General features: G+C 52.8%; 21 protein-coding genes. 15 read left to right on the plus strand and 6 right to left on the minus strand.

What is annotated here, in order from left to right; all coding sequences use genetic code 11:
- The 5 genes from F3J38_RS10225 to F3J38_RS10245 all read left to right on the plus strand — a co-directional run bounded on the left by F3J38_RS10225 (nucleotide 1) and on the right by F3J38_RS10245 (nucleotide 5,507).
- Nucleotides 1–993 (plus strand): sugar-binding transcriptional regulator, encoded by a 993-nt coding sequence (locus F3J38_RS10225; RefSeq protein WP_167137917.1) that lies wholly within the window; start codon nucleotides 1–3, stop codon nucleotides 991–993.
- The gene (locus F3J38_RS10230; RefSeq protein ID WP_167137920.1) at nucleotides 983–2,737 is read left to right on the plus strand and encodes a glycerol-3-phosphate dehydrogenase/oxidase; all 1,755 of its coding nucleotides are present in this window, start codon (nucleotides 983–985) and stop codon (nucleotides 2,735–2,737) included. The genes F3J38_RS10225 and F3J38_RS10230 overlap by 11 nt, the downstream gene beginning before the upstream one ends.
- On the plus strand, nucleotides 2,721–3,560 hold the full coding sequence (locus F3J38_RS10235; RefSeq protein ID WP_167137923.1) for a class I fructose-bisphosphate aldolase: 840 nt from the start codon (nucleotides 2,721–2,723) through the stop codon (nucleotides 3,558–3,560). Before F3J38_RS10230 ends, F3J38_RS10235 begins: the two co-directional genes overlap by 17 nt.
- 62 nt (nucleotides 3,561–3,622) lie before the next feature.
- Complete coding sequence (locus F3J38_RS10240; RefSeq protein ID WP_167137926.1) at nucleotides 3,623–5,110, plus strand: FGGY-family carbohydrate kinase; 1,488 nt, start codon at nucleotides 3,623–3,625, stop codon at nucleotides 5,108–5,110.
- 67 nt (nucleotides 5,111–5,177) lie between these two features.
- Nucleotides 5,178–5,507: a DHCW motif cupin fold protein gene (locus F3J38_RS10245; protein WP_167137929.1), complete on the plus strand. Its 330-nt coding sequence runs from the start codon at nucleotides 5,178–5,180 to the stop codon at nucleotides 5,505–5,507.
- A gap of 49 nt (nucleotides 5,508–5,556) precedes the next feature.
- On the opposite strand, the gene F3J38_RS10250 is transcribed toward F3J38_RS10245, so the two are convergent.
- A complete protein-coding gene (locus F3J38_RS10250) occupies nucleotides 5,557–6,810 on the minus strand; it encodes an acid phosphatase (protein WP_167137932.1) in 1,254 nt (417 codons plus the stop codon).
- Nucleotides 6,811–6,885: 75 nt separating this feature from the next.
- Nucleotides 6,886–7,125, minus strand: a complete 240-nt coding sequence (locus F3J38_RS10255; RefSeq protein WP_084935001.1) for a hypothetical protein — start codon at nucleotides 7,123–7,125, stop codon at nucleotides 6,886–6,888.
- A 251-nt stretch (nucleotides 7,126–7,376) separates the two neighbouring features.
- Between F3J38_RS10255 and hpxO the strand changes: the two genes are divergently transcribed.
- Nucleotides 7,377–8,534, plus strand: coding sequence for an FAD-dependent urate hydroxylase HpxO (gene hpxO, locus F3J38_RS10260; protein WP_167137936.1), 1,158 nt, complete (start codon nucleotides 7,377–7,379; stop codon nucleotides 8,532–8,534).
- A gap of 33 nt (nucleotides 8,535–8,567) precedes the next feature.
- Here the strand turns inward: hpxO and dcp are convergent, their stop codons facing one another.
- Entirely contained in the window at nucleotides 8,568–10,619 is a 2,052-nt protein-coding gene (gene dcp, locus F3J38_RS10265; protein WP_167137939.1) for a peptidyl-dipeptidase Dcp, read from the minus strand.
- Between the two features lie 49 nt (nucleotides 10,620–10,668).
- On the minus strand, nucleotides 10,669–12,027 hold the full coding sequence (guaD, locus tag F3J38_RS10270; RefSeq protein ID WP_167137942.1) for a guanine deaminase: 1,359 nt from the start codon (nucleotides 12,025–12,027) through the stop codon (nucleotides 10,669–10,671).
- Nucleotides 12,028–12,533: 506 nt separating this feature from the next.
- Here guaD and F3J38_RS10275 point away from each other — a divergent pair.
- From F3J38_RS10275 to ydfG, 3 genes are all read left to right on the plus strand, one after another.
- Nucleotides 12,534–13,589 carry an alpha/beta fold hydrolase gene (locus F3J38_RS10275; RefSeq protein ID WP_167137945.1) on the plus strand — a complete coding sequence of 352 codons (1,056 nt, stop codon included), beginning with the start codon at nucleotides 12,534–12,536 and terminating at the stop codon, nucleotides 13,587–13,589.
- Nucleotides 13,590–13,708: 119 nt separating this feature from the next.
- On the plus strand, nucleotides 13,709–15,328 hold the full coding sequence (locus tag F3J38_RS10280) for a methyl-accepting chemotaxis protein (RefSeq protein WP_167137948.1): 1,620 nt from the start codon (nucleotides 13,709–13,711) through the stop codon (nucleotides 15,326–15,328).
- Between the two features lie 258 nt (nucleotides 15,329–15,586).
- A complete protein-coding gene (gene ydfG / locus F3J38_RS10285; protein ID WP_167137952.1) occupies nucleotides 15,587–16,333 on the plus strand; it encodes a bifunctional NADP-dependent 3-hydroxy acid dehydrogenase/3-hydroxypropionate dehydrogenase YdfG in 747 nt (248 codons plus the stop codon).
- 32 nt (nucleotides 16,334–16,365) lie between these two features.
- Here ydfG and F3J38_RS10290 read toward each other — a convergent pair whose 3' ends face one another.
- Nucleotides 16,366–16,695 (minus strand): YnfA family protein, encoded by a 330-nt coding sequence (locus F3J38_RS10290; protein WP_205298210.1) that lies wholly within the window; start codon nucleotides 16,693–16,695, stop codon nucleotides 16,366–16,368.
- A gap of 131 nt (nucleotides 16,696–16,826) precedes the next feature.
- On the opposite strand from F3J38_RS10290, the gene F3J38_RS10295 reads away from it, so the two are divergent.
- Together F3J38_RS10295 and F3J38_RS10300 are read left to right on the plus strand one after the other, a co-directional pair.
- Entirely contained in the window at nucleotides 16,827–17,162 is a 336-nt protein-coding gene (locus F3J38_RS10295; protein ID WP_167137955.1) for a DUF1283 family protein, read from the plus strand.
- 52 nt (nucleotides 17,163–17,214) lie between these two features.
- A complete protein-coding gene (locus tag F3J38_RS10300) occupies nucleotides 17,215–17,511 on the plus strand; it encodes a DUF1161 domain-containing protein (protein ID WP_167137958.1) in 297 nt (98 codons plus the stop codon).
- Between the two features lie 925 nt (nucleotides 17,512–18,436).
- On the opposite strand, the gene F3J38_RS10305 is transcribed toward F3J38_RS10300, so the two are convergent.
- Nucleotides 18,437–19,897: an MDR family MFS transporter gene (locus F3J38_RS10305; RefSeq protein WP_167137960.1), complete on the minus strand. Its 1,461-nt coding sequence runs from the start codon at nucleotides 19,895–19,897 to the stop codon at nucleotides 18,437–18,439.
- Nucleotides 19,898–20,280: 383 nt separating this feature from the next.
- Between F3J38_RS10305 and F3J38_RS10310 the strand changes: the two genes are divergently transcribed.
- From F3J38_RS10310 to osmV, 4 genes are read left to right on the plus strand one after another with little or no spacing between them, the layout of a single operon-like run.
- Nucleotides 20,281–20,997, plus strand: coding sequence for an ABC transporter permease (locus tag F3J38_RS10310; protein ID WP_167137962.1), 717 nt, complete (start codon nucleotides 20,281–20,283; stop codon nucleotides 20,995–20,997).
- 16 nt (nucleotides 20,998–21,013) lie between these two features.
- Nucleotides 21,014–21,934 carry a glycine betaine ABC transporter substrate-binding protein gene (locus F3J38_RS10315; RefSeq protein WP_167137965.1) on the plus strand — a complete coding sequence of 307 codons (921 nt, stop codon included), beginning with the start codon at nucleotides 21,014–21,016 and terminating at the stop codon, nucleotides 21,932–21,934.
- Nucleotides 21,935–21,943: 9 nt separating this feature from the next.
- On the plus strand, nucleotides 21,944–22,591 hold the full coding sequence (gene osmW / locus F3J38_RS10320; RefSeq protein WP_167137968.1) for an osmoprotectant ABC transporter permease OsmW: 648 nt from the start codon (nucleotides 21,944–21,946) through the stop codon (nucleotides 22,589–22,591).
- Nucleotides 22,591–23,727 (plus strand): osmoprotectant ABC transporter ATP-binding protein OsmV, encoded by a 1,137-nt coding sequence (gene osmV / locus F3J38_RS10325; RefSeq protein ID WP_167137971.1) that lies wholly within the window; start codon nucleotides 22,591–22,593, stop codon nucleotides 23,725–23,727. Before osmW ends, osmV begins: the two co-directional genes overlap by 1 nt.
- Nucleotides 23,728–23,899: the final 172 nt, after the last annotated feature.

A 23,899-nucleotide genomic window follows, 5' to 3' on the forward strand; every position in this document is an offset into this window, starting at 1 on the left:
ATGGAAATGGAAAATGAACATCCTGCATTCCACAGCGCCCGACAAATCTATCAGGTGCTGGTGATGTACTACCTTGATGGCAAAAAACAGTCAGAGATTGCAGCAGAAACAGATCTCTCCGTCGCCAGCGTTAATCGGTTGATTCGCCAAGGTAAAGAGAGCGGCATGGTGGAAATTACGATTAAGTCTCCTTGGCTCTCTGCCCATCAGCTAGAAAGCGACCTGGCGCGACTCGCACAGCTACAGCAGGTGGTCGTCGCACCCAATGTGGCTCGCAGCGAGGAACAAAGCTTACAAATGGTGGGGGTTGCGGCAGCAGAATATCTGCTCTCGCGCCTGAAAGATGGCGATGTCATTGCCATCACGGGTGGCAAAGGTGTTAGCGCTTTAGTGGAAGCCTTACACCCTGCACGCAAATTCGATGTACAGGTCGTCCCTGCACTAGGGTGCGTTCAGGGCAAACATTACACCGATGTGAACCATGTTGCGTCAGAAATGGCGGCACGGCTTGGCGGTCATGCCTGGCAAATTCACGCCCCACTCTTTACTGATTCAGCTGCCGAGCGCGACATGTTGATGCGCATCAGTGCCGTGGACCAGGTGCTGGAAAAAGCACGCAACGCGTCGATCGCCGTGGTGGGACTGGGGTCGATTCACAGCGACAGTTCCAGCTACTACGATTTAAACCTGGCAGCACGTCACGCGTCAGCCAGCATCGAAACCAGCGGGGCACGCAGTGAACTGCTGGCCTGGCTGTTGGACTCACAAGGTCAACCGGCGCCTTTCGAAGACAACCAGAGGTTGGTGGGTCTGACATTAGCTGAGCTGCAACGTATTCCTTTTTCAATGGCGGTGGTAGCCGGACGAGATAAGGTGGATCCCATCCGCTGTGCACTGCGGGGGCAATGGCTAAAAGGCATCGTCACGGATGAATCCACCGCCGCAGGTGTACTCGATATGGCCATGAGCCGAGGAGCAATCCATGGAGAATAATGCAACACGCGAGCAACGACTCAGCGCCTTACGGCAGCGCACCACGACGCCAGTCTTGATTGTCGGCGGCGGCATCAACGGCATCAGTACGTTTCGTGAACTGGCACTACAGGGCATTCCGGTGATTTTGGTGGAAAAAGGTGACTGGTGTCAGGCCGCGAGTGGAGCCTTATCCCGTATGATTCACGGTGGATTACGCTATCTTGAAACCGGTGAGTTTACGCTGGTCAAGGAGTCCGTGACCGAACGTGACCGACTGCTGAAGAACGCTTCTCACTATGTATTCCCTCTGCGTACCACGGTACCTATAGATAACCTCGGCGGCGGTCTTATCAACGCTACACGCCGTTTTCTTCGCCTTAGTGACAAACCTGCGCGCCGCGGGGCGTTGTTGATCAAAACGGGTTTAAGCCTGTACGACATCTACACACGGCAGTACGGGTCGATGCCCAAACACCAGGTCCGTGGAGAAACTGCCACGCGCGACCGCTGGCCCGGCTTTGCTCCTTGGGTCAAGTACAGCGCCAGTTATTATGATGCGTGGATCAGCGCCCCCGAACGTCTGGGTTATGAGCTTATCGAAGATGCCGAATGCGCCTGCTCCGACGCGCTGGCACTCAACTATATGGAATTGGTAAGTGCAGATGGAGAATCTGTCACGTTACAAGACGTCTTAAGCGGTGAGCGTTTCACCCTGCAACCCCATGTGCTGGTGAATGCTGGCGGTGCGTGGATAGACCAACTAAATCAGCGCCTCGCACCCAGGGAGAAATCGGCGAAGTTGATTGGCGGCACCAAAGGTTCACATCTGATTCTTGATCATCCTGAATTGCTACAGATGCTCGACGGTGAAATGGTCTATTTCGAAAACCAGGAAGGCCGCGTATGCATCATGTTCCCCTGGTTCGGCAAAGTGCTGTTGGGTTCTACCGATATCCGTGTGGATGATCCTGATAGCGTCGTCTGTGAGGAAGAGGAGAAAGCCTACATCCTCGAATCACTGCGTTTCGTGTTCCCAGACGTCGTTGTCCCAGAGTCCGCCATCCTCTACACCTTCTGCGGAGTTCGCCCGCTGCCCGCCAGCGACGCCAAAGTAAATGGGCAAATATCGCGTAACCACTCATTAGTCTTGCTGCCGCCCGATGCTGCACATGCCTATAGCCTGTTATGTCTGGTCGGCGGCAAATGGACCACCTTCCGTCAGTTTGGTGCAGAAGCCGCAGACCGGGTATTGCGCTTGATCGGTGAAAAGCGCCGTCTGTCGAGTGATGACCTGCCCATTGGGGGCGGTCGTGATTTCCCTAAACCCTCCGAGCAACCTCACTGGCTTAACCAACTAGCTCAACAGTATGCGTTACCCCTTGCACGTGTGACGCAATTAGTGAAGCGCTATGGCTCGCGAGCCTTGCCAATCCTGCAAGGGATCCAGCAACAGGGGGAGCAGCCGCTGCAACATCATCAAGCTTACAGCGCGTTGGAATTGCGATATCTGATTGAGCATGAGCAGGTTCGGCAACTGGAGGACCTGTTAGTACGCCGGACGTCACTGGCCATCTGCGGCGAGCTGACTCCACTGCTGATAGAGGAGATTTCACATCTGCTGGCCACCACGCTGGGCTGGAGTGAACTCCAGCGAGTGCAACATCTGCAACGAAGCTGCGCCAACCTTGCGCGCTGGCACGGCCTTAAAGACCTTGACCCCACCGTTTTTCAGGAGGAAATCCACCATGTTAGTCACCAATAAAGTGCGTATGAACCGTCTTTTTCACCACGGCAAATGCCTTGATGTCGCCATTGACCACGGTATCGCCAACGAACCTGACTTTCTTATTGGGCTGGAGAATATTGAAGGTGTGATGGAGAACCTGATCGCAGCCCAGCCAGATGCGATTCAGGTGAATTATGGCCAGGCCGATTTGCTGCAGCGGGTGGCTGGTCGTAAACCCGCTTTAGTGATGCGTACCGACGTCGGTAATGCTTACAACGCCGCTCGTCACCGCGAAATGTGGGCAGTGCTGCACAATCCTGATGAACCTATTCTCGCCGCCTTACAAATGGATGCCGCCGCTGTGGTGGTTAATCTTTATTTGATCCCCGATGAACCCGGCATTTTCCGCATGTGCGTGGAAAATATTGGTCGGCTGCGCCAGGCGTGCGATCGCTATGCGATGCCGCTGATGATTGAACCCCTGGTGATGGCGCCCGCCGGGCAAGGTGCGGCATATGGTTCATTGGGAGATGTGGAAAAAATTGTGCCACTGGTGCGTTTAGCACGGGAGCTGGGTGCGGACATCATCAAAGCCGATCCAACGGAAAATATTGAAGATTTTCATCGCGTGGTGGAAGCCGCGCGCTGCCCAACGCTGGTGCGCGGCGGCGGCAAAGGCGAGCTTGGGCCGGTGCTGGCAAAAAGTGCTGCGTTAATGGCGCAAGGAGCCAGCGGCATGGTGTATGGCCGTAATGTCTACCAGCACGATAATCCATCGCGCGTGGTCAAGGCTTTAATGGCGATCATTCATCAGGGTGCCAGTGGCCCGGATGCTCTGGAAATTTATCAGCAGGGTTAAGCATGACCTGCACCGGCGCTTAAGCGGTGCGCCGTCTTCGCCAGCCAAACGGAGTCGGAGATATGAGTCAAATTCTCGGTATTGATGCCGGAAACACGATGATCAAAGCGGTGCTGTTTGATCTCAGCGGGCGCGTGCTCTCGGTCGCCGAGTGTGCCGGTGAAACCCACCAGCCGCAGGAAGGCTACGCCGAGCGTCCAGTGGAAGATATCTGGCACGGCGTGAGCCAGGCGGTAAGCCGTTGTCTTCAGCAGGCGGGCAGCGATCCGCGTGAAGTCATTGCCGTTGGGGCCGCAGGACATGGCAATGGCTTGTATGCGCTGGACAAGCAGCAGCAACCGCTGTTTGGCATTCAATCTATTGATCATCGCGCCCTTGCTAGGGTACAGGCGTTGGAGCTGAGTGGTGCAGATCAGGCGATTTATCGCCTGTCGTTGCAAAAACCCTGGCCCGCCGCAACGCCGGTGCTGATCAGTTGGATCAAACAGCATCAACCCGATCGCTGGAGCCGACTGGGGCATTTACTCTGTGCAAAGGATGTGATTGCGCATTTTCTGAGTGGCGCGATCAGTGCTGACTACTCGGATGCCGCAGGCGCCGGGTTGATTGACTATCGCCCACGCAATTACAGCCGTGAACTGATGGCGCTCTACGATATCGAAGACGCCCTCGCCCTGCTACCGCCGCTGCGTGAATCCTGCGAGGTGGTGGGTCAGGTCACTGAACAAGCTGCACGATTGACAGGATTACCTGTAGGTATCCCCGTGGTTGCCGGGATTTTCGATGTAGTGGCCAGTGCCGTCGGGTCAGGTGTGGTGAAGACGGGGCAAGCTTCCATCGTGGCGGGTACCTGGAGTATCAATCAGGTCGTGGTTGATAAGCCCGACTATTTGCGTCCGGTGTTTATGAACTCGATTATTGAGAAAGATCGCTTTATGGCAATTGAAGCCAGTGCCACTTCGGCCGCCAATCTGGACTGGTTTCTGCGTGAATTTGATGATGGACGCAGCGGACAAGGTGCCGCACGCAGCAGCGACACCGTGGCGCACGTCGAACCCAACGCCCAGTTGCCGCTCTATCACCCTTACCTCTACTCCGGTCGCAAATCCGAACCGGCTAAAGCGGGTTTCTACGGTTTGGGTGGCTGGCATACCCGAGCTGACATGCTGTTTGCGCTGTTCGAGGGCGTGACATTTGCGCATCGTGCGCACGTCGACCGTTTACGCGCGGCAGGCATTCCCTTTACCCAGGCGATTCTCTCCGGCGGCGCGGCGCGAAGCTGCATCTGGCCACAGATGTTTGCCGACGTGCTGGGTATTCCTATCCGTGTAGCCGAATGCAAAGAAACGGGCGCTTTAGGTGCAGCACTTTGTGCCGGCGTGGGGGTCGGTGTCTGGCCATATTTGTCGGCGGCAGTACAACAGGCGGTGCAGATTAATCCCGGCGAGTTGCTACCGAGGCCAGAACGGTTTGCTTTTCATGATGCCCGTTATCGGGTATTCAAAAAACTTGAACTGGCGATGGGTGAAATGTGGCGTGACGTCGGTTGATTGTTGTGGCTTATTTTTAGCCAAGCGGTAATAGTGGACGTTTGATTAATTTAATAAGGATATGTTCATGAAAATCAATCAGCTGCCGTTTGGCATCACCGACTGGAACACTATCGAAGAAGAAACGCACCCTGGTGACACGGGCTTCGCACTGTGGCGCACGCAACGTTTTGGCGACATCCGCGTGCGGATGGTCGAGTATTCGGCTGGATACCTCGCAGATCACTGGTGCAGTAAGGGGCATATTTTGCTGTGTCTGGAAGGGGAAATGGTGACCGAACTGGATGATGGTCGCACCTTCACCTTAACCCCGGGAGTGAGTTATCAGGTGGCGGATAATGCCGAAGCGCATCGCTCCTCAACCACCCAAGGCGCGAAACTTTTTATCGTCGATTGATCAAAGTAAGGTTGCTCAGGGCGCACTGCAACAGCGCGCCCTGATGTTCTTATTTCTTCGCTGACGCGTAGGCTGCGGTCAAATCAACCCGCTGCCAGAATGATTGCTCAGCATTACCCGACAACGGGTAACCGTTTGGCAGTGCCGTTTTCACCATTAATTGGCGAATCTGCGCATCTGAAAGGTGCGGCAACGCCGTTTTCAGCAAAATCTCTGCACCTTGCGGAACCTGAACCGCCGTATTTTTCACATTGGCTTTCGGCAGATTGTAATTGAGGGTGAAGCGATAGAACTGCTTCATGTCGGGTGAACGATAAGGGTCGTCTTTACCGACTGTGCGTGCGCACTCCGCCAGGGAAGTACCACACTCTTTCTCCAGCGCCGCACGCAATTGATCGCGCGCTTCTTTGAACAGCACTTGATAACGAGCATCGTTTAGATAGGTAGCAACGTTACGCTCTGCCACCATGCGTGAACCCATTACATCCAATGGATAATGCACGCCCAACACTAAGCGAGAGTAACCATAGCGCGCGCCGCGCGTCACCAGCGCCTCAAAGCGTTCTGGCACCATTTCCGCCATTAACAGCGCGTCGGTATAGCCGGTGTTCGTGTGGCCACTTGGGAACGAACCGCCATCAGCGGTATAGCGCACGTTGTCTTTTACCACGACATCATCCGGCACCAGGTGAATGGTGTTGCCTTCATGCAGGAAAGGACGTGGGTAGTTGAAGTGCTTTTTCGCTGCGCTGGTGCTCACTTCGCTGGCTTTGATCAGTGCGGCGGCTTTACTGATTTCGCCTTTGTCATAAGCGGCGAGGAAAGCTTTGCCCAAACGTGGGCCCATCGCATCGGAGAGGAAATAGAGGCTGCTGATCGCTTCCGCATCTTGCAGTGCCTGATGGCGCGTATTCTGCGTGGCATTCAGGTTGATATTGGTGACCGTCGCGCGATTGGCGTCCAGTACGCTGGCAGGCAGCGTGCTAAAGCCAGAGAGCAACGCAATCCCCGCTTGTTGATTTTGCTTCACGTTGAAATCGTAACCGCTTTTTTTCAACCATGCTTTATCAGCTTGCGTACTGTTTTGCTTGGCTTTTTCCAGCGCATCACGGGTAAGCGTGGAGCCATCGCCTTGCAGATACTTGCGCTCAGCCTGCAGTGACTGCTGCTCAAGTTGGGTGTAACCCGGCGTAGAGCCGGTAGAAGTCTGTGCCGCGAGTGCGGCAGCCTGCGGCAGTGTTGCCGCGTGTGCCTGCTGAGCCAGCAGTAAAACCGTTGCAATCAGCGTGTAGCGGGTTTTCATTATTTTCCCCTGTTATCAGAATATTACCTTGCCGGGGAAACACGCTAGCACCCTGTTATGACAGTTTTATTTCATTTACTTGCACTGACTCGAACAGTTTTGTACGCAAATTTGTGCAAGTGAACCGCAGCCGCCGCCGTTGTCATTTTTGCACTGCGATTGCTGTACATAGCAGTTCTGTTGACAGGATGAGAGGTCACATTTAGCGGCAACCGGTGTCAGTTGCACGACTTGCGCTTTGCGTTCTGGCTGCCATTGGGTTTGCGCGAAGGCATTAACACTCAATAACAGCGTAAAGACCATTATCCACTTCATGGGAAGCTCCTCGTAGCGTGAAGCTAAAAGTATGGCGCGTTCATGACCAAATACCACACTGAAACCTTCGATTCAGACAAAGGGCATAAACGCCCTTAATGCGTGCAAGCCTCCGCACCACATACGTGCATCAATGAAATCATCATTGCACAATAAATTCTTTATATTCATGATGTTAAATCATTAACCTCACTTCCACCTCCCTTGGTACAAAAGTTGCAAGCATCCATTGGTAGACAAAGGAGACGGTTATGAAAGCGATAGTCATTGGAGCGGGTATAGGTGGCATGAGCGCCGCGATTGCGCTCGAGAAAGCGGGATTTGAAACTGCCGTGTTTGAAGCGGTAAAAGAGATGAAGCCGGTGGGTGCGGCGATCTCTATTTGGCCAAATGGAGTCAAATGCTTGAACGCCTTGGGTATGAAAGAAACCCTGCGCGCGCTGGGCGGCAACATGGCATTTATGGCCTACAACGATGCGCACAGCGGTAGCACCCTCACCCGTTTCAGTATGTCGCCGTTGGTGCAACAGGTGGGTGAGTACCCGTATCCAGTTGCACGAGCGGAATTACAAGCGATGTTGCTCGATACCTATGGCCGGTCGCGGATTCAATTTGGCAAACGCGTCACCCAAGTCGAACAGACGGCGACCGGTGTCAGCGCCTGGTTCGACGATGGCAGCCAAGCCGAAGGTGATTTTCTGGTAGCCGCCGATGGAACACATTCTGTGGTTCGACACTACGTATTGGGTGAAAACGTTGAACGTCGCTATGCCGGTTATGTTAACTGGAATGGTTTGGTCAAGGTGGATGAGCGTATCGCACCCGCCGATCAGTGGACTACGTTTGTCGGCGAAGGCAAGCGCGTGTCACTGATGCCAGTCAGTAATGACCGCTTTTACTTCTTCTTTGACGTACCCCTGCCGAAGGGATTAGCGGAAGATCGGATATCGCTTAAATCAGATTTACAGGGCTACTTCAAAGGCTGGGCCGCCCCCGTACAACGTCTGATTGACGCCATTAACCCAGAGACCACCAATCGCGTTGAAATTCACGATATCGAACCTTTTAGCCGTTTTGTAAAGGGGCGCGTCGCGCTGCTGGGCGATGCGGCTCACAGCACGACGCCAGACATTGGACAAGGTGGCTGTGCGGCGATGGAAGATGCCGTGGTACTGGCACAAACGCTGGCGTCACATTCGCTCGGGATCGAAGATGCACTGCGACGTTACGAAGCACGACGCGTAGAACGCACCAAAGATTTGGTGTTGAAGGCGCGCAAACGCTGTGATGTGACCCATGCAAAAGATGCCGCAGTGACGGCTGCATGGTATGAGGATTTGAAAAATGAGACCGGCGAGCGGGTGCTGGCCGGTATGTGTGACACCATCGAAGGGGGACCGTTGGGTTAAACGGAACGGGCGCATAACGGTGCGCCCGATCAACTACGCGTCTTCCAACCCGCGATTTTTCAACATTGGACCGATCTCCGGCGCTTTACCACGCCATGCCAGCCATAAATGCTGCAAATCGCTGCTGTTACCGCGCGACAGGATATGCTCACGGAATTGCTGACCGTTCTCGCGGGTGAGCCCTCCTCGCTCAACAAACGCCTGATAGCCGTCATCTGCCAGCATCTGCGTCCAGATATAGGCGTAATAACCCGCGGCGTAACCCCCTCCCCAAATGTGGCGGAAGTAGCTGGAACGATAACGTGGCGGCACAGCGGCCAACGCCATGTTCTCGGCGGACAGCGCCTGTAACTCAAAGTGGCTGACGTCCTGCGGGTTATCTTGTGTAGTCAGCGAATGCCATTGCAGGTCCAGTAACGCTGCCGCCAGCAGTTCACTCATGTCATAGCCTTTATTGAACTTCGACGCTCGAACCATCTTCTCACGCAGCTCAGCGGGCATGGCTTCACCGCTTTGATAATGGCGCGCATAGTTGGCAAACACCGCTTCGTTGCTGGCCCAATGCTCATTAATCTGTGACGGAAACTCGACAAAATCACGAGGTGTGGCAGTGCCTGACAGGCTTGGATAGCGCTGTGAAGCGAACAAACCATGCAGCGCATGGCCAAACTCGTGGAACAGCGTGATCACCTCATCCCAACTTAGCAGCGCCGGTTGGCCCGCCTGAGGTTTGGTGTAGTTACACACGTTGTAAATCACCGGCTTGGTCGCGAGCAATGTTGTTTGATCAACGAAGTTGCTCATCCAGGCGCCACCACTTTTGTTGTCGCGTTTGTATAAATCTGTGTAGAACAGCGCGAGTGGCGTGTCATCAGCATCAAAAATTTCATACACGTTGACGTCTGGATGATAGACCGGCAAGTCATGACGCTGATGGAATCGAATGCCAAACAATTGACTGGCGGACCAGAAGACACCTCTCTCCAGTACGCTGTTTAGTTCAAAGTAGGGGCGGATTTGGCTCTCATCTAACGCGTATTTAGCCTTACGCACCTGCTCAGCATAAAAACTCCAGTCCCATGCCCGTAATGTGAAGCTATGGTGCTGCTGTTCAATGGCTTGCTGAATATCGGCGGCCTCACTCTCGGCGCGTGCGCGGGCAGCTGGCACGATATTCCGCATAAAGCTGAAGGCAGCATCCGGTGTTTTCGCCATCTGATCTTGCATACTCCACTCTGCATAGGTGTTGAAACCTAACAGGTTCGCTTGTTGTGCGCGGAGTTGCGCCATGCGTAACACAATGGCGCGAGTATCGTTATCATCCCCTTGCTCGCTGCGCGTCAGTGCCTGATTGAAAAGCGCCTCACGCGTAGCTCGGACTTCCAGTGACTGTAATGCCGGTTGCTGCGTGGTATTTTGCAGTGGCAGCAGCCATTCTCCACTCAACCCTCGCGATTCTGCTGCGGCTTTAGCATGCGCCAGCTCCTCTTCACTCAGTCCAGCCAGCGCCACAGGACTGCTTACGGTGTAGGCCCCCGCTTTCGTTGCCGCCAGGAGTTTATTACCGAAACGAGTGCTGAGGGTGGCTAACTCCTGATTGCAGGCACGTAGCCGCTCTTTATCGACGTTATTCAGGCTTGCCCCAGCAAGCTGGAACTGTTGCCAGGTGACTTCCACCAGGCGCATAGCTTCTGCGTCAGGGCATTGTGAGCCACGATGCTGATAAACACTGTCGAGGCGGGCAAATAGCTGACTATTGAGATGGATTTCATCACTCAGCGCGGTGAGCTTTGGCGTGATTAACTCATCAATCTCCTGGAGACGATCGCTGGTGTTCGCCGATGTCATGGCACCAAACACCATATTGACGCGTTTCAGCAGTTGGCCACAACGTTCTAACGCCTCATAGGTGTTGGCGAAGGTTGCAGGTTCACTATTGCTGGCAATCGCTGCGACCTCCTGCCGTTTCTCTTCGATACCGGCTTCCAGCGCAGGCAGAAAATCCTCTTCCTGAATGAGATCAAACGGCGGGGTTTGATAAGGCAAGGGACTGACGGTAAAAAACGGATTAACGCGTGAAGTCATTATCGCTCCTGATAATCAGCAACGCCACAACCGGTGCGGCGGGATGCTTCTATCCTGGCAGTTTCGACGGCTGGCAACAACCTTCTACAGGCTGATGTGTTTCCTGCTGCCATACGGGCTTGCCGCTGACCCAGGTTTGATAAATATTGCGATCGTCGCCCAGCGTCATCATCACAAATAACCGTTCCCAGATGTCTTTACTATTGTCACTGCGCAGTTTTTGCAGAGGGGAGACTGCCGGGTCAATCACGACAAAATCAGCCTCTTTACCGGCGTTGAAATTGCCTATTTTGTCATCCAAGTCCAGCGCATGCGCGCCACCCAAGGTCGCATGATAAAAGGCCTCGCAGGCACTGAGCTTGTACTGCTGCAGTTGTCCTACTTTGTAAGCCTCACCCAGCGTTTGCAGCATATTGAACGTGGTACCCGCCCCCACATCCGTACCGATGCCCATACGCACCCCCTGTTGCCAGCAGCGTTTGATATTGAACAGACCACTGCCGAGGAACAAGTTTGACGTCGGACAAAAGGCGATAGAAGAATCAGTATCGTGCAGGCATTGCCATTCACTTTCCTCAAGATGCAAACAGTGCGCAAACACGCTGCGTTTGCCGGTGAGCTGATGCTGGTGATACACATCCAGATAACCGTCGTGCTCAGGGAATAAAGCATTAACCCACGCAATTTCCTGCTGGTTCTCGCTGAGATGGGTATGTAGCCAGGTGTCTGGGAAAGCTTCACGCAGTTGCCGCACCTTCTCCAGCAGTTCAGGTGATGAGGTGGGCGCAAAGCGCGGTGTCAGCGCATAGCTTAGGCGACCCCGATGATGCCAACGCTCAATCAACGCTTTAGTCTGCTGATAACTCTCTTCTGGTGTTTCAGTCAGATAGTCAGGTGCATTGCGGTCCATCATCACTTTTCCCGCAATCAGCCGCATGTCCAGTTTTTCCGCCGCACTAAATAGCGCGTCCACGGACTGAGGATGGACGGTGCCAAACACTAAGGCACTGGTCGTACCGTTTGCCAGCAATTGTTGTAAGAAAAAGGCGGACATCTGCTCAGCATGATCGGGGCAGTGATATTGGCTTTCCACCGGAAAAGTATATTGATTCAACCATTCCAGTAATTGCTCACCAAAAGCACCTATCATCTCCGTTTGCGGATAATGAATATGTGTGTCGATAAAGCCTGGGACGATCAGTTTGCCGCGCAGATCGATGACCTGCGTAACATCAACTCGCCCTTCTGCGATCTCCCAACTTTCCAGCGTGACCACTTTGCCCTCACGCAACGTCAGCAGGCCATCTTCGAGATAGCGCGCGTTGGCGAGGATGTCATCTGGCTGGGTAGCCAGAGCGGTAATATCAAAAAAGCTAGCGCGCAGCAGAGTTTCAGAGACGTAAGGCATAGCGATTCCTTGGACCATGTCGTTGCAGAAGATTGCCTTAAGAGCAATTTGCAAGAGACATGCCAAACAAAGAAAAATAGCTTTTGTTTTCAATGAGCTAAATTTAGGCGCGCAAACGAATGCGCAAACGGTTGCCTCCTTGGACAAACTTAAAGCTCTGAGGATTCACGCTTAAAAGGGGTAACAGGAAGATGATGATGCGCCAACAATGTGCAAAGCTGCACGATTCCGGTGCAAAGCAACACTTCAGTAAATCCGTGGGGTTTTCATTTAAACAGCAGAAGAAAAGTGCAAGGAGCTAAACATAGCTCCCTTCAATTAAAAGGAGAATCACTGCCATATGTATTAGCTTAAGAAAAACCGGATGAAAATCGTCTTGTTAAAACTCAAAAAGAAAGATTATTGTCTGCTTTTCTTTTAATGCCGTTGATATTAATTGGGATTTATCTCTTTAAAAACTAATATCTGGCTTCCAGGGAACCGCAAATCACATAAGAGCGACATTTATGTTTAATCGCATGATATCAGGAGTGGCGAGTGCCATTCTGTTAACCTTGTCACCAATGACACACGCCGCCAGTCAATTACCTACCCCGCAAGAGGCAGACTGGGTGGCAAAAGAATTTCGCTTTAACAGCGGTGAAAAACTCAATGATCTGCGTATCCACTATATAACACTGGGTGATAAGAATAAACCAGCGGTATTATTACTACACGGTACTAACCAACCTTTGAGCGCCTTTCTCGCCCCAGGATTTGCAGCAGAACTCTTTGGTCCAGGGCAGGCACTCGATATCAGCAAATACTTCATCATTATTCCCGAAGGGATTGGGTCAGGAAAATCAACTAAACCTTCCGATGGCTTAAAGATGGCTTTTCCGCACTACGATTATGACGATATGGTGACCGCACAATATCGGTTAATTAAAGAAGGTTTGGGGATCTCGCATCTACGCCTCGTAATGGGGTATTCAATGGGTGGCATGCAGACCTGGTTGTGGGGGGAAAAGTACCCGACCATGATGGATAAGCTGGTGCCGATGGCTTCGCAACCTAACGAGTTGTCTGGGCGCAACTGGATGCTACGTCGCATGTTGATTGAATCGATTAAAGGCGACCCGGCTTGGGCTGAAGGGAATTATCAGCAGCAACCCCCTGCGCTGAAAACGGCGAATATTATGTTCAGTATTGCGACCACAGGCGGCACGCTGGCTTATCAGCACAAAGCCCCTACTCACGCCTTAGCCGATAAACTGGTGGATGAACGTCTCGCTGCGCCGGTTACGGCAGATGCCAACGATTTCATTTATATCTGGAACTCATCCGCAAATTATAACGCGATGCCCAACTTGAGCCGTATTACTGCGCCCATGCTCATTATTAATTCCGCGGACGACGAGCGAAACCCCGTTGAAACCGGCATTTTGCAAGGAGAGTTACATCAGATTAAACATGCCGAGTTATTTGTTATACCGGCAAGTGCTGAAACCAGCGGGCACGGCACCATGATGCAAGCCAAGTTTTATCATCAGAAGCTGCAAAATTTCATGGCAAAAGACTAAAAACGTCAAATTAAGCATGATTTAAGTTAACGATTAAGAAGTCACAAATGTGGCTTCTTGGTGCGTTAATTTATCAACATTTATCATCTCGCTATTTTATCAATATCAGGGAATACACGATGTTTCGAAGGATAAAGATTCGCACAGCACTGAGCATGATGGTTTTTTCATTGACCGCATTACTGTTGTTCGTCGGTATATTGGGATTGGTTGCCGTCCAGTCCGGTAATAAATCCTTTGCCACTGTGGATACAGAGGTATTGCCAGGTCTGGTCGCACTGAATGAGAGCTCAGAATTATTATTACGTGGGCGACTGGACTTACGTCTCTATGAATCGCTCGTCGGCAACGGCGACACTGCAAAAGCCAAAATTGCACTCGAACGTGCCAGAGGCAAGATAGATAACGCCAGTGCTAAATGGCAGGAATACCTGAAGTATCCGCAATCTTCAGCAGAGAAACCGATTGCGGCTGAAATGGCCTCAACACGTGAAGCGCTAATGAAGGAATTCATTAATCCGGCATTTGATGCGCTGGAAGCGGGTAAATTGGATGAGTACCGCCAGCGCGCTGGAAAATCAACGGCGCTGTATGGTGCGTTCGATCAGGCTTCAAAGGCGCTGGTCGCCTTTAAATTAAAAAGTATTGATGTCGCTTATGATGACTCCAGTGCCCGAGTAAAGCGTATGGAGTTTACGCTATACTTCTGTATCGCTTGTGCGCTGGTGCTTGCAGGGCTGGCTTGGTCAGTGATGACCAATCTGATTGTGAAACCACTTAACCATGTGATTACGGTATTTGACCGTATAGCAGAAGGCGATTTACGCGCACGTATCGATATCTCCGGTAAAAATGAAATTGCTCAACTCTTCGCGGCAGTACAGCGTATGCGTGATGGGTTGGAAAATATGGTGCTAATGGTACGCAATGGTACAAACGCTATCGGCACCGGTGTGGAAGAAATTGCCATCGGCAATATCGATCTTTCCAGCCGTACTGAACAGCAGGCTGCCTCGCTGGACGAAACCGCCTCCAGCATGGAGCAGATCATGGCGACGGTGCAAAATAACGAAGATAACACCCGCAAAGCCAATGCCCTTTCTCAGAAGGCCTCGGACTCGGCTTCTCGTGGCGCAAATGTCGTATCCGAAGTCGTGGCGACCATGAGTTCAATCGAGAAAAGCTCAGCAAAAATTGGTGACATTGTTGGGGTGATTGACGGTATAGCCTTCCAGACAAACCTGCTGGCCTTAAATGCTGCGGTTGAAGCGGCGCGTGCCGGTGAAGCAGGACGCGGATTTGCTGTTGTGGCCTCGGAGGTCCGGGTACTCGCCCAGCGCAGTGCCACTGCCGCCAAGGAAATTGGCAGTATGATCAATCACTCGTTGAGCAATATTGAGCAGGGCTCAGGATTAGTCAAAGATGCCGGAGTCACCATGAATGAGGTTATGCTCGATGTGAAGAAAGTCGTCGAGATCATGGATGAAGTGATGCTGGCCTCAGGGGAACAGACGCGTGGCATTTCACAGATTAATATCGCCATTCAACAGATGGACGGCGTGACTCAGCAAAATGCTTCCTTGGTTTCCGAGGTGGCAACAGCGGCCAGCTCGCTGCAACAGCAGGTCGTGAACTTGCAACAGTCCGTGACTCAGTTCCAGGTTGATGATGACAAAACAGCGTTAGCCGCTGACCTCTATTCAGGTTCACAGGATCTGGCGCTGATCAACATCCGCTAAGCAATATGACTGAGGCCGTAGCCGCACCCCGGTACGGCCTTACTATCCCCGCTGCTTTACAACCATCAATTTCTTATTTGTCATCGTGTTAGATTCTGTGGCATGAATATTCCATCGCAAAACAAACTTGGTTGACATCACCAATCCGTAACTGGCAACTTAATCACTATGTGCCTCTACGCCTCTTTTACTTTCATGATTTTTTAAGATGAAAATCAATCAGTTAATTTCAAATGCAATTCTTTAAGGAACAGTGAGATGATTATTTTTGTTACAGGTGCCACTGCCGGTTTTGGTCAAAGTATTACCCGCCGCTTCATTGCCACAGGTCACAAAGTGATCGCCAGCGGACGTCGCGCTGAACGTTTGAAAGAATTGAAAGATGAGCTGGGAGACAATCTGTATACCGTTCAGCTGGACGTGCGTAATCGTGCGGCTATCGATGAAGCGATTGAGGCTTTGCCTGCTGAATGGCGCGATATTGATGTGCTGGTGAACAATGCTGGACTGGCGTTGGGTGTCGAACCGGCGCACAAAGCGAACATTGAAGACTGGGAAAACATGATCGACACCAATAACAAAGGGTTGGTGTATATGACGCGTGCCGTACTCCCTGCCATGGTTGAACGCAACGTCGGGCATATTGTGAACATAGGTTCCATCGCCGGTAGCTGGCCTTATCTCGGTGGGAACGTTTACGGCGCCACCAAAGCTTTCGTGCGTCAGTTCAGCCTTAACCTGCGTACCGATTTACATGGCACCGCACTGCGCGTCACCGATATTGAGCCCGGCTTAGTCGGCGGCACCGAATTCTCTAATGTGCGTTTCAAAGGCGATGATGGCCGCGCCGATGCGGTATACGAAGGCACTACCGCGCTGACCGCAGAAGATGTGACTGAAGCGGTTTACTGGGTGACCACACTGCCTAAGCACGTCAACATCAACACGTTGGAAATCATGCCGGTTGCACAGACGCTTGCCGGTTTGAAAGTGCACAAGGGCTGATATTGACTCAGGGCGCACCTGCGGTGTGCGCCCTACGCGCGACCCCATCCGGTGACAATGATCAGCATGCCACTAAACGCCACCAACGCCCCAACCCAATCCCATGCACTTAATTTGACGCCATCGACTACGCGCAACCATATCAGCGCCGTCATGACATAGACACCACCGTAGGCCGCATAAACCCGTCCACTGGCAGCGGGATGTAACGTCAGAAGCCAGACAAACAGTGCCAGGCTGGTCGCCGCAGGCACCAATAACCACGCCGTCATCCCCTTCTTCAACCACAGCCACGGCAGAAAACAGCCAACAATTTCTGCGATCGCAGTGATAAAAAACAGTAACGCGGTTTTCACCAGCATATAAATTCTCTCTCTAGCCTAAACAGACGGCTCACCGCTGGTGAGCAAAGAAGCAGCGATGATATACTAGCGCCCAAGGTTGTTACAGCCGCTTTTCCCGGCTGGGCTGTTGTTAACTAAAGGAAATGACAATGAAAAAACTGTTTTCTGTCTTGCTGGCTGGCGTATTGACCTCCAGCGCGCTGCTGGCTGCACCGCTGGCATCAGCACAAACCGATCGGCTGATCATTGAAAACGGCAATAGTGCTTCCAGCAACGAAGCGGCGCGCCAAAGCAAAGAGCAGTGGAATGACACGCGTAACCTGCGCAATAAGGTCAATACTCGCGTTGAGAAAGAGTTTGATAAGGCCGACCGGGCTTTTGATACCCGTGACTCCTGCGAAAAGAGCTACAACGTCAACGCCTATTGGGAACCCAATACCCTGCGTTGCCTCGATCGCCGCACTGGCCGTCCCGTTGCACCTTAATTCGCTGTTGCTGCTATAGTTTTCTAGGGAATTCAGAACCAAGGAGAGTGTGATGAAAAAACGTAATGCAGTGATGTTGATGGCGATGCTTGCACTGCCTGTATTGGCGCAGGCCTCCTGTGAGAGTGTTAAAGCGGATATCAGTAAGAAGATCGTCAGTAACGGCGTAGCCGAATCGGATTTCACGCTGGATATCGTGCCTAATGATCAGGCAGATGGTGCGGGTGGTCAAGTTGTGGGCCACTGCGAAAATGACACCCAGAAAATCGTTTACAAGAAAAATGGCCGTGACACCGAGAGTAATGTTCCGGCCAGCGCAGGCAGTTCTCAGGATGCACCTGCACAGTAATGTTTGAACGGGCGGCACTTAGCCCTGATACTTGTCAATTAAGCTTCTGTTCGAGTGAGGCTGCCATTTTCAGAAGTGGCAGCCTTTACTTTTTGTAAGCGTGTTAGTGCGGGCCACAGCACCACTGCCGCTGCCGGGCCGTCCTCGCGCCGCTGCGCGGTGCCTTCGGCTGCAACGTCGTGCCGGCCGGAACGTTCGGGTACGGCCGTCCTGGCCTACCCGAACTGCCTGTCGCATCCCTGCGCCTGGCTCCTGGCACAACGTCTTCGCCTCAGCGCTGCGAATAGCCCTTGCAGCATCAGAGGCGCCGTGGCCTCAAACACTGTGCCCTTTGTGGCAGTAAAAGCGCTATCGCCTGAGTCATCTCGCCCTTTGTAGCAGTCAAAACGCTATTGCCTGAGTCATCGTGCCCTTTCCAGCAGCGTAAACGGAAGTTAGCAAGCAGGCTGGTGCCGCTCTGGGGATGGCATTTCGCAGCGCTGAACGGAATGAGGAAGCCAGGAGAGCCAGCATGGATGCTGGCGAAAGGTGCAGCCGGGACAGGGAAAGTCCCGTCTGCACCGGTCCGTCAGGCGGACGAGTGAAGTGAAGGTACCGCGTCAGCGGCGCGAGGACAGCCATCCCCAGAGCGGCACCAGACTGCGTTATCACCTGTATCGCCAGCCCCTAAGGGCATCAGACTGCGTTATCACCTGTACAGCCAGTCCCTGAGGGCATCAGACTGCGTTATCACCTGTACAGCCAGTCCCTGAGGGCATCAGACCGCGTTATCACCTGTACCGCCAGCCCCTGAGGGCATCAGACCGCGTTATCACCTGTACCGCCAGCCCCTGAGGGCATCAGACCGCGTTATCACCTGTACCGCCAGCCCCTGAGCGGCACCAGAGTGCGTTATCATCCAATGCAGACAAGCATTTGCCCTTTTCTATTCTGCTTCCGGCCGCTGGCGGGGCATTAACCATGCAATCCACAGTGTCAGCATCGCAATCAGCAGCGCGACCACAAACACCCAATGTAACGAGGTGGCAATCTGCTCAGTCCAGTTATGCAGAGTGTCTTCTGGCAATGCCTGTCGGCTTTCATGCGACATAATTTTCTGCATCGGATCGTCCGCCTGAGGCAATCGCAGCGCAAGGTTGAAATTCAGCACCGCCCCCATTAGCGCGGTGCCAATCGCCGACCCCAACATGCGGCTAAACATAATCGATGCGGTGCAGATCCCCCGGATTTCATAATGTGCATGATTTTGTACCGAGACCAAAAAGGTGGTGCTGGTCATGCCCATACCGGTACCAATCACAAAAGCAGTTAACCCCGCCTGCATAATTGAACTGTCGGTTCGCAACAGCAGCAACAGCGCACTTCCGGCAATCAGCAGAAATGCACCGAGCTGGGCGGTGAAACGATAAGATGTCACCAACATCAATCTGCCGCTTAACGTACTGGCCAGTGGCCAGCCAATTGACATCATTGCCAGTGCACTGCCCGCCTGTAGGGGGGTTCCGCCCGTAATACCTTGAATCCACGTTGGCAGAAAGGCGCTGATGCCCATCATGGTGGCGCCAATAATCAGATTGCCGGCGTTACCCGCAACAATTAACCGACTACGCCAGATGGCCAGAGGAAACAGCGGCGCTGCGGCTCGCTGTTCATGTTGTTTAAGCTGCCATCCCGCCAGCAACGCTAATAACAGGAAAGCCAGCAGCCAGTAGCCCAGGGCATCGGCCTGTAGTAACGCGACCAGCAACGCCGTGACACAAATCATCAGCCAACAGCTGCCGGTGAGATTAAGCGTGGCTCCTTTATGGTGTTCGCGGCCCGGTAAAAAACGTGCCAGCAGCAACATGGAAAACAAACCAATGGGCACGTTAACCCAAAAAATAACTGACCAGTTGAAGTGCTGCACCAACCAAGCGCCACTCAGCGGCCCAATGATCGCCGCAACGCCCCAGACACTGGAGAGCCAGCCCTGAACGCTGGCACGTTCACGTGGTGAATAGATATCAGCAACGATAGTGGTGGTGAGAGGCATAATCGCACCTGCGCCCAATCCCTGAAACGCGCGGAACAAAATTAACCACGTCATGGTGTGAGCAAAACCGCAGAGGATTGAACCGAGAAGAAACAGAGACACACCAATGAAAAACAACCGTTTGCGTCCCCACATATCTGCCAGACGACCGTAAAGCGGCACGCTCACCGCTTGGGTCAGCAAATAGATGGAGAATACCCAGCCGAACTGCGCAAATCCGCCAAGTTCAGCAATGATAGTGGGCATAGCGGTAGCGACGATGGTGACTTCAATCGCCGCCATAAACATGGCTAACATGCAGGCGATGAGGATCCAGTGGCGATGTTCCGTGTTCAATTCTGCAGTTTCAGTCATACGATTCCCTTTTTTCCTTCAAGGCTAGCTGATTTTCCATCAGATGAGTTTCCTCTGCGTGCGCCAGCTTGTGACGCCGTCACTTATTTCGATGAAAATTTTTTATTGTTGGGTAATGCCTTATTTCATGCGGGCTAAGCCGGAATTCTGCCCATTTCTATCTGTCTGATTTTGCCGTAAAAACTGGCGCTTCACGCTGAGGATTGCTATAGCTTTTAGAACCACTTTCCAGTTATTCGCTGAGAAAGTCGTCGCAAATAGTCATTTTATCTGCAATTTGTCAGGGTGAAGGATTTTCGTATGCGTGTTTACCAAGCTTACGCCGCCACCCTAAGAATGACACCACGATACCAAACGAATTTTCGAATCAGGGAGACACTCGCATGCAACATGCATCGCCCGTCCGTCGAGTCGGGTTCGCACTGCTCGCTATTGTAGTGGTGATTGCCCTGCTGGTGTGGGGAATCGGGCTCAATACGCTACGTGATCGTAAAGAAGACCTGATTTACCTCGGTCAGCAGCATATGTTTTTAGTTTTCTGGTCGATGTTCTTCGCGCTGCTAATGGGGATTCCCAGCGGTATTTTACTCAGCCGTCCTTTCGCCCGTCGTTGGGCTGAATATGTGATGCAGATCTTCAATGTCGGCAACACGCTGCCCCCGCTGGCAGTCTTGGCGCTGGCGATGGTGATCGTCGGCATTGGCGACCGTCCCGCGTTGATCGCGTTGTTTCTCGCCTCGTTGCTTCCTATTGTGCGTAATACCTTTGCCGGTTTGAGTGCGGTTCCGCCGTCGCTGATTGAAGCCGCCAATGGTATCGGCATGACCAAGTTTCAACGCTTAGTACAGGTGGAAATCCCTAACGCGTTGCCGGTGATTCTGGCTGGCGTACGCATTGCGACCGCCATCAATGTGGGGACCGCACCACTGGCGTTCTTGATTGGTGCCAGCAGCTTCGGCGAACTTATCTTCCCCGGTATTTACCTCAATGACTTCCCGACACTGATCCTCGGCGCGGTAGCAACGGCCTTATTTGCGCTAATTCTCGATATGCTGTTAGCAGCATTGGGACGTTTCCTCAGCCCGCACTCTGCGGCTTAATACAAGGAACTCAGTGATGGGCAAGATACATACTTTAACGCGTTGGGCTAAACACGCTGCCTTAGCCGCGACCCTGGCGATAAGCCAATCTGCGGCCGCCGCCACACCGATTGTGATGGCCACCAAGAGCTTTACCGAGCAACACATCCTGTCCGCGATGACCGTCATGTGGTTGCAGAAAAAAGGGTTTCAGGTGGTGCCTAAAACCAATATCGCCACCACTATTGGTCGTAACGCAATGATCAATAAACAAATTGATATGACGTGGGAATACACCGGGACTTCACTGATTATCTTCAATCACATCAATAAGCCGATGTCGTCGGAGGATGCGTATAAAACGGTTAAACAGCTGGACGCGAAACTGGGCCTGATTTGGCTTGACCCTGCGCCAATGAACAACACCTACGCCTTTGCCATGCAGCGTTCTCGTGCGGAAAAAGAGGGCATCAGCACCATGTCACAATTGGTCGCCAAACTCGAAGAAGTCCGCAAAAACGACCCGGACCATAACTGGAAGTTGGGTCTCGATCTGGAGTTTTCTGGTCGCTCTGATGGATTGAAGCCTCTGCAAAAAGCTTACAACATGCCGCTGGACCGCCCACAGATTCGTCAGATGGATCCTGGCTTGGTGTATAACGCAGTGCGGGATGGATTTGTCGATGCGGGCTTGATTTATACCACTGACGGTCGCGTCAAAGGCTTTGAACTCAAAGTGTTAGACGATGATAAACACTTCTTCCCAAGTTACAACGTCACACCTGTGGTACGCCAAGATGTGCTGGAGAGTCATCCAGGACTGGATACGGCACTTAATCAGCTCTCGCCGTTAATCACTAACGAGGCGATTACCGAGATGAATAAGCGCGTTGATATCGATCACCAGTCGCCTGAGCAAGTAGCACGTGATTTCCTTAAATCCAAAAATATGCTGTAAGGAGGCGTCATGGACACTTTGCATTACATTATGAGCAACTGGCACACCTTGATGGCGTTGACCTGGCAGCATACCTGGCTGGTATTAGTGGCTGTAGGATTCGCGATAATCGTTGGCGTGCCGTTGGGAATTTTAATTGTGCGCTTTAAATGGCTGGCAACACCGGTGCTTGGCATCGCGACCATCGTGCTGACCATTCCCACCATCGCGCTGTTTGGCCTGATGATTCCGCTATTCTCGATGATCGGTCAGGGTATTGGCGCCCTGCCCGCCATTTGTGCCGTCTTTCTCTATTCATTACTGCCGATTGTGCGCAATACCCATACGGCGTTGGAAAACCTGTCGCCCGGATTGCGTGAAGCCGGGCGCGGTATCGGCATGACCTTCTGGCAGCGTCTGCGCTGGGTTGAAATTCCAATGGCTTTGCCGGTGATTTTTGGCGGGATTCGGACTGCAGTGGTGATGAACGTTGGCGTGATGGCGATTGCCGCAGTGATTGGTGCCGGCGGTTTGGGTCTGCAACTGCTGGACGGTATTAGCGGCAGTGATGTGCGTATGTTGATTGCCGGCGCACTGATGATTTGTTTATTAGCGATTGTGCTTGATTGGCTACTGCACCGTTTGCAGTCAGCGCTGACTCCTAAGGGGATTCGATAATGATAAAGCTAGAAAACCTGACGAAAACCTTTACGCAAAAGAACGGTACCACTTTTAACGCTGTCGACAATGTTAGCCTTGAAGTGCCTGCTGGCGAGATGTGTGTGCTGCTCGGCCCTTCTGGTTGTGGCAAAACCACCACCTTGAAGATGATTAACCGCCTAATCCCCGCCAGCAGCGGCAAGATTTTAATTAACGGCGAAGATACCAGTGGGCAAGATACCGTTACGCTGCGACGCAATATTGGCTACGTGATCCAGCAGATTGGTCTGTTCCCCAACATGACCATCGAAGAGAACATTACCGTGGTGCCGCGCATGTTAGGTTGGGATAAAAAGCGTTGTCGCGATCGCGCCACCGAACTGATGAGCATGGTGGCGCTGGATCCGACTAAATTTCTCCATCGCTATCCGCGTGAGATGTCAGGTGGACAACAGCAGCGTATCGGCGTGATTCGCGCCTTGGCGGCGGATCCCCCGGTGTTGCTGATGGATGAGCCTTTCGGTGCCGTCGACCCAATCAACCGCGAAGTGATCCAGAACGAGTTTCTGGAAATGCAGCGACAGCTAAAGAAGACGGTCATGCTGGTGAGCCATGATATTGATGAAGCGCTTAAGTTAGGTGACCGTATTGCCGTGTTTGGTCAGGGCAAGATTGTGCAGTGCGCCAGCCCGGATGAGTTGCTGGCGAAACCCGCCAACGACTTTGTCGGTTCGTTTGTCGGCCAGGACCGCACCTTGAAACGCCTGTTGTTGGTACAAGCGGGCGACGTGACCGATCAGCAACCGACCATTACCGTGCAACGCAGCACACCGCTGCTCGATGCTTTCGCGACCATGGATGACAACGATATGCGCTCAGTGACCGTGGTCGATGAAGATGGGAAGCCTTTGGGCTTTGTCAAACGTCGCGAAGCGCGTGGTGCCACAGGCCGCTGCGAGGAGATGCTGCACACCTTTAAGGTCACGGGCAAGGCAGAAGAGAATCTGCGTGTAGTGCTATCCAAGCTATATGAGCACAACACCGTCTGGATGCCTATCGTGGATGAGGAAGGACGTTACAGCGGTGAGATTTCGCAGGACTACATTGCGGACTATCTCAGTTCAGGACGCACGCGTCGTCGCTTGAATCCATAACCAACCGCACGATGGCTGAAACGTTGGAAGAGGCGGCAGAGGAGTAAAGCGTCCTGCGCCAGGGATGGCGCGGGCCGAGCCCCAGGGAGGGTTTACGGCGTCTTTACGATCTGCCGCCTCTTCCGAGGTACGGGCCGACTCACAGCCAGCGGTTTTTATTCTCCATCTCTTC

This window comes from Candidatus Pantoea formicae (assembly GCF_011752625.1).
Taxonomy (GTDB): Bacteria; Pseudomonadota; Gammaproteobacteria; order Enterobacterales; family Enterobacteriaceae; genus Pantoea; species Pantoea formicae.

Excerpts from the sequence above, each read along its gene's own strand:
- F3J38_RS10280 (WP_167137948.1), top strand. The coding sequence starts at position 13,709 with ATGTTTCGAAGGATAAAGATTCGCACAGCACTGAGCATGATGGTTTTT.
- guaD (WP_167137942.1), bottom strand. The coding sequence starts at position 12,027 with ATGCCTTACGTCTCTGAAACTCTGCTGCGCGCTAGCTTTTTTGATATT.
- osmV (WP_167137971.1), top strand. The coding sequence starts at position 22,591 with ATGATAAAGCTAGAAAACCTGACGAAAACCTTTACGCAAAAGAACGGT.
- F3J38_RS10250 (WP_167137932.1), bottom strand. The coding sequence starts at position 6,810 with ATGAAAACCCGCTACACGCTGATTGCAACGGTTTTACTGCTGGCTCAG.
- F3J38_RS10290 (WP_205298210.1), bottom strand. The coding sequence starts at position 16,695 with ATGCTGGTGAAAACCGCGTTACTGTTTTTTATCACTGCGATCGCAGAA.
- F3J38_RS10245 (WP_167137929.1), top strand. The coding sequence starts at position 5,178 with ATGAAAATCAATCAGCTGCCGTTTGGCATCACCGACTGGAACACTATC.
- F3J38_RS10255 (WP_084935001.1), bottom strand. The coding sequence starts at position 7,125 with ATGAAGTGGATAATGGTCTTTACGCTGTTATTGAGTGTTAATGCCTTC.
- F3J38_RS10315 (WP_167137965.1), top strand. The coding sequence starts at position 21,014 with ATGGGCAAGATACATACTTTAACGCGTTGGGCTAAACACGCTGCCTTA.
- hpxO (WP_167137936.1), top strand. The coding sequence starts at position 7,377 with ATGAAAGCGATAGTCATTGGAGCGGGTATAGGTGGCATGAGCGCCGCG.
- ydfG (WP_167137952.1), top strand. The coding sequence starts at position 15,587 with ATGATTATTTTTGTTACAGGTGCCACTGCCGGTTTTGGTCAAAGTATT.
- F3J38_RS10240 (WP_167137926.1), top strand. The coding sequence starts at position 3,623 with ATGAGTCAAATTCTCGGTATTGATGCCGGAAACACGATGATCAAAGCG.
- F3J38_RS10310 (WP_167137962.1), top strand. The coding sequence starts at position 20,281 with ATGCAACATGCATCGCCCGTCCGTCGAGTCGGGTTCGCACTGCTCGCT.
- F3J38_RS10300 (WP_167137958.1), top strand. The coding sequence starts at position 17,215 with ATGAAAAAACGTAATGCAGTGATGTTGATGGCGATGCTTGCACTGCCT.
- F3J38_RS10225 (WP_167137917.1), top strand. The coding sequence starts at position 1 with ATGGAAATGGAAAATGAACATCCTGCATTCCACAGCGCCCGACAAATC.
- F3J38_RS10295 (WP_167137955.1), top strand. The coding sequence starts at position 16,827 with ATGAAAAAACTGTTTTCTGTCTTGCTGGCTGGCGTATTGACCTCCAGC.
- F3J38_RS10230 (WP_167137920.1), top strand. The coding sequence starts at position 983 with ATGGAGAATAATGCAACACGCGAGCAACGACTCAGCGCCTTACGGCAG.
- F3J38_RS10275 (WP_167137945.1), top strand. The coding sequence starts at position 12,534 with ATGTTTAATCGCATGATATCAGGAGTGGCGAGTGCCATTCTGTTAACC.
- F3J38_RS10235 (WP_167137923.1), top strand. The coding sequence starts at position 2,721 with ATGTTAGTCACCAATAAAGTGCGTATGAACCGTCTTTTTCACCACGGC.
- osmW (WP_167137968.1), top strand. The coding sequence starts at position 21,944 with ATGGACACTTTGCATTACATTATGAGCAACTGGCACACCTTGATGGCG.
- F3J38_RS10305 (WP_167137960.1), bottom strand. The coding sequence starts at position 19,897 with ATGACTGAAACTGCAGAATTGAACACGGAACATCGCCACTGGATCCTC.
- dcp (WP_167137939.1), bottom strand. The coding sequence starts at position 10,619 with ATGACTTCACGCGTTAATCCGTTTTTTACCGTCAGTCCCTTGCCTTAT.